At 44.2% G+C, this 3360-nt stretch carries 4 protein-coding genes and 1 pseudogene; 3 read left to right on the top strand and 2 right to left on the bottom strand.

Annotated features, from left to right (window positions below):
- Window positions 1-114, top strand: a 114-nt coding sequence (locus PX481_RS19620; RefSeq protein ID WP_287627018.1) for a transposase, incomplete at its 5' end; no start/stop codon positions are given.
- On the opposite strand, the gene PX481_RS19615 is transcribed toward PX481_RS19620, so the two are convergent.
- On the bottom strand, window positions 91-1359 hold the full coding sequence (locus PX481_RS19615) for a hypothetical protein (protein ID WP_288025928.1): 1269 nt from the start codon (window positions 1357-1359) through the stop codon (window positions 91-93). The genes PX481_RS19620 and PX481_RS19615 overlap by 24 nt on opposite strands.
- Between PX481_RS19615 and PX481_RS19610 the strand changes: the two are divergent.
- A pseudogene (locus PX481_RS19610) lies at window positions 1343-1745 on the top strand (bluetail domain-containing putative surface protein); the annotation flags it as partial. The gene PX481_RS19615 and the pseudogene PX481_RS19610 sit on opposite strands and share 17 nt — an antisense overlap.
- A 406-nt stretch (window positions 1746-2151) precedes the next feature.
- Window positions 2152-2664, top strand: coding sequence for a hypothetical protein (locus PX481_RS19605; protein ID WP_002760886.1), 513 nt, complete (start codon window positions 2152-2154; stop codon window positions 2662-2664).
- Between the two features lie 113 nt (window positions 2665-2777).
- On the opposite strand, the gene PX481_RS19600 is transcribed toward PX481_RS19605, so the two are convergent.
- Window positions 2778-3360: DUF4115 domain-containing protein (locus PX481_RS19600; protein WP_288095567.1), on the bottom strand; the 583-nt coding region annotated here is incomplete at its 5' end.

Below are 3360 nucleotides of genomic sequence, written 5' to 3'. Positions count from 1 at the left end.
GTGGTCGAGGGAATCAACAATAAACTTAAACTAATAAAACGGAGAGGCTATGGCTTGAGAAACTTTCGGAATTTTTGGGTTAGAAGTATGTTATCTTGGCATCTTGTATGTTGATTTAGCATAAAGGGTAACGAAGAGCCGCACTACTTCTGTCAGGAAAGCATTCAAACTTCGCAAATCATCTTCAATTTGTTGCTGAATATTAGGAATTGTTTTCTCCCACTCGCCTAAGCGATTGGCAGGGAAGATAGTATAGAGTAATTTACTTTCTCTCTCAATCCAAGTAACATTAAGTGTATGTTTATCGGGATTAACCGTCATACTTTCTAAGTTTTTGAGACCATCAATTGGGTCTTCCATTGATAAAACTTTTGGCGATATTTTATTATACGAGTAGAAAGTTACGTTAGTTTGAACGATTACATACCCAACTCTTGTTGCTCCTCTGAAAAACTCAATCTCAATAACTTGCTCACCTCTTTCAAGAGGAACAAGGGTAAAAATCACTTCGTTGGAATCGCCTTTAACTGGAACAGTCAACTGCTGCTGATAAGGTCTTATGGCAAATGCTGGAGCAGTAACCTTGACATTTAGTTCAACTTGCTTAGTATTACGTCCTACTGTAAGCAAAATTTTTTCTTGAACACGAGTAAATTCTGGAATCTCTTCAGTTAGCTGAATCTTTAACTCAGCTTTTTGCTCAAGAACACATTCTGATGGGAATTCGATTCGAGTGTGGCGTTGAATTGTTACGCTATTAGACGACGGAAGGGGTTTAGGCTGCTCAGAGCAAGGCGGCCGAATAAACTCCCCACGCTCGTTAATACTCCCTTTATTCGAGTTAAAATAACCCGGGTTGCCGATATATTTTCTGTTTAAATCCGCTTCTCCACCTGCCAATTTGTCGGGTGGAACCCTAACCGTCGGTTCCACCTTTACATATGAGTTTATGTCTTGAACAAATTCAGTTTTTCTTAGCCTTAGTCCCTCACGGATTACTGATAAGCTTGTTTCTGGATGAGTGAGCAGTTGAAATTGAATACAGAAATCAGCCAACTGGAAATATCGAGCCTTAATAGCTTGATAAGCTGTCTCAAGCAGGTCCAAATCGACTTGGCTCAGAATAGTTGCAAAATCAGCTACAAGGCTTTGAGTTTCAGCAGCAAATTTCTTTAAGAGAGTATCAGCTTCACTAAACTTATTTTGTCCCAGCAATGCAGCAAGTTGTACGAGTTGTCTGTTACGAGTGTTAGGAAAGTATGCAGCCAAAGCATAAGCCTCGGCGAATTCCCCTTCTCCCAGAAGAGCGACAATCGGTTGCAGCCAAGTTTCACGAGGTGTTTCACTGCGAGTTTCCATTTCCTATACCCTTTCTGACAACGTGGAAAATCTCGTCCTCACTGGTACTGGTAATCTTAATGGCACGGGTAATGCCTTGTCAATTTGGTGGGGCCATTAATGCCCCTCTCGCTTTTACCCGGGCAACAGATAGCACCACGACCAATATTAACACCATTGTTACTAACGTCTTTACCGATGCTAATGGCGCAACAGCCGGAAATCAAGCTATCGGGATGAACAGTGCTGCTTTAGTGCGGGTTGCTAATACTACTACCACTTACCTAATTATCAACGACGGTACGGGGGGTTTCCAAAGTGCTAATGATTTGGTGATTAATCTCACCGGGTTAACGGGTAGTTTACCGGCGCTCGGCCCTATTCCAGTCAATAGTTTCTTTGTCTAGATTGATGGGGGGGATTAATTCTCCCCTTTTAATGCTCCCGTTCAAGTAATTTTGATACAAAAAAAGTTAAGAGGCTCTTCTCGACTTTGTGTTATGATTTTTGCTTATGAAACCGTGAAATACCTATCAAGCAAGACTTTTAGGGCTATTTTAACGTTCGGCGATGCTCAGTCGGGCCGCGGAAGAAACTAGAAAATATCAGTATAGACCTCGTTTCCACACATAAACCAGAAGCTCCCAAATACTGATGGGCAGTCAGGAGTTTAAGCTTGTGGAGAGACTGTAAGACTCCTTGGGATTCGTCTTAAAAAGCAGGTTTCTGTGAAGCAAGAATCTCCCATCACACAGCTTGGCATTGTGATGGCGAGAGTGTCAAAATTGTGTTCAATTACTCGTCATCCCAGTCATGCCTTCCAGCGGTCAAGTGAAATCGATTTTTTTTCTGATCCTCTTTCTCCTCAGTATTCTAGGGGGTATTCTACTGGCTTCGCTACTTCAACAACCAGCGATCGCCCAATCTCCCTCCTCGGATACATTGCTAAATCGTTATCAAATTGGAGAGCAAACCTATCTAGAAAATTGTGCCACCTGCCATATTGCTATTCCTCCGAGCATCCTACCCAGTCAAACTTGGAAAAAAATCCTAGAAAATCCTAATTCTCACTATGGTATCCGTTTAAAACCAATTGTTGGCATTACTCAGCGTCTTATCTGGGATTATCTCAGTTATTCTTCCCGCCCTCTTAGCGAGACTACTTTTGTTCCCCTCTTAATTGAACAGTCTAGCTATTTAAAGGTTTTGCACCCTAGGGTCAATTTACCCACTCCTCTCGGTCACACCACCTGTGTCACCTGTCATCCCAACGCTTCCCGCTACGATTATCAGACCCTTACCCCCATCTGGGATAATGCAGCCTAATCAGTGATCAGTGATCAGGAGTCGGGAGTCAGGAGATTATTTTTTTTATTCTTCCCAACACCCCATCACCCCATCACCCCAACACCCCATCTTCCCACACCCCACACCCAATCCTACTGAGGAGGTGCAGTTAGGGTGATTTCGCCGATTTGACCAGCTTTACCCATTAATTGGGCAGGTTTTTCGTTAAGAGAGATTTTAACACCGCCAGCATTGCCCGATCGAATATTTAAACTCTTTTGGGCTGTCCAAGTTTGTTTAGTCCCGGGTTGGAGATTGCCTTCATGGACTTTTTTGCCATCGGCAATTACCCTTACCCAAGCGGCCTGTTCAATAGTTACTTCGGCTGAGAGGGGAACTTTTGACTGAGGAGAAGGGGAAGGAGAGGCTATCGGTGCGGGAGGGACTACCGGCGCGGGGGAAACTATAGGGGAAGGAGAGGGAGTAACGGCAGGGGGGTTAGAGAGAGGGGGACGGAGGAAAAGATAGCCAATACCGCAAAATATACCCGCCAGCAAGCCTAGCCAGAGATACATCCCGAAAAAGGTTGATTTAGCCGGTTCGGGGCCAGCTTCCAGGGCTGGTTTTTCTGGTTTCACCGGTTCCACTTTTGGGGCAGCGGGTTCAGCCTTGGGGAGAGGGGTAACTTTTGTGGGCAGTGTTTTCGGGATAGTTACCTCTTGAGCTAATTGTTCC

It is taken from the genome of Microcystis sp. M53603_WE2, from assembly GCF_030065435.1.
The sequence above is the reverse complement of the archived record's forward strand: the minus strand, read 5'-3'. Positions and strand labels throughout refer to the sequence as shown.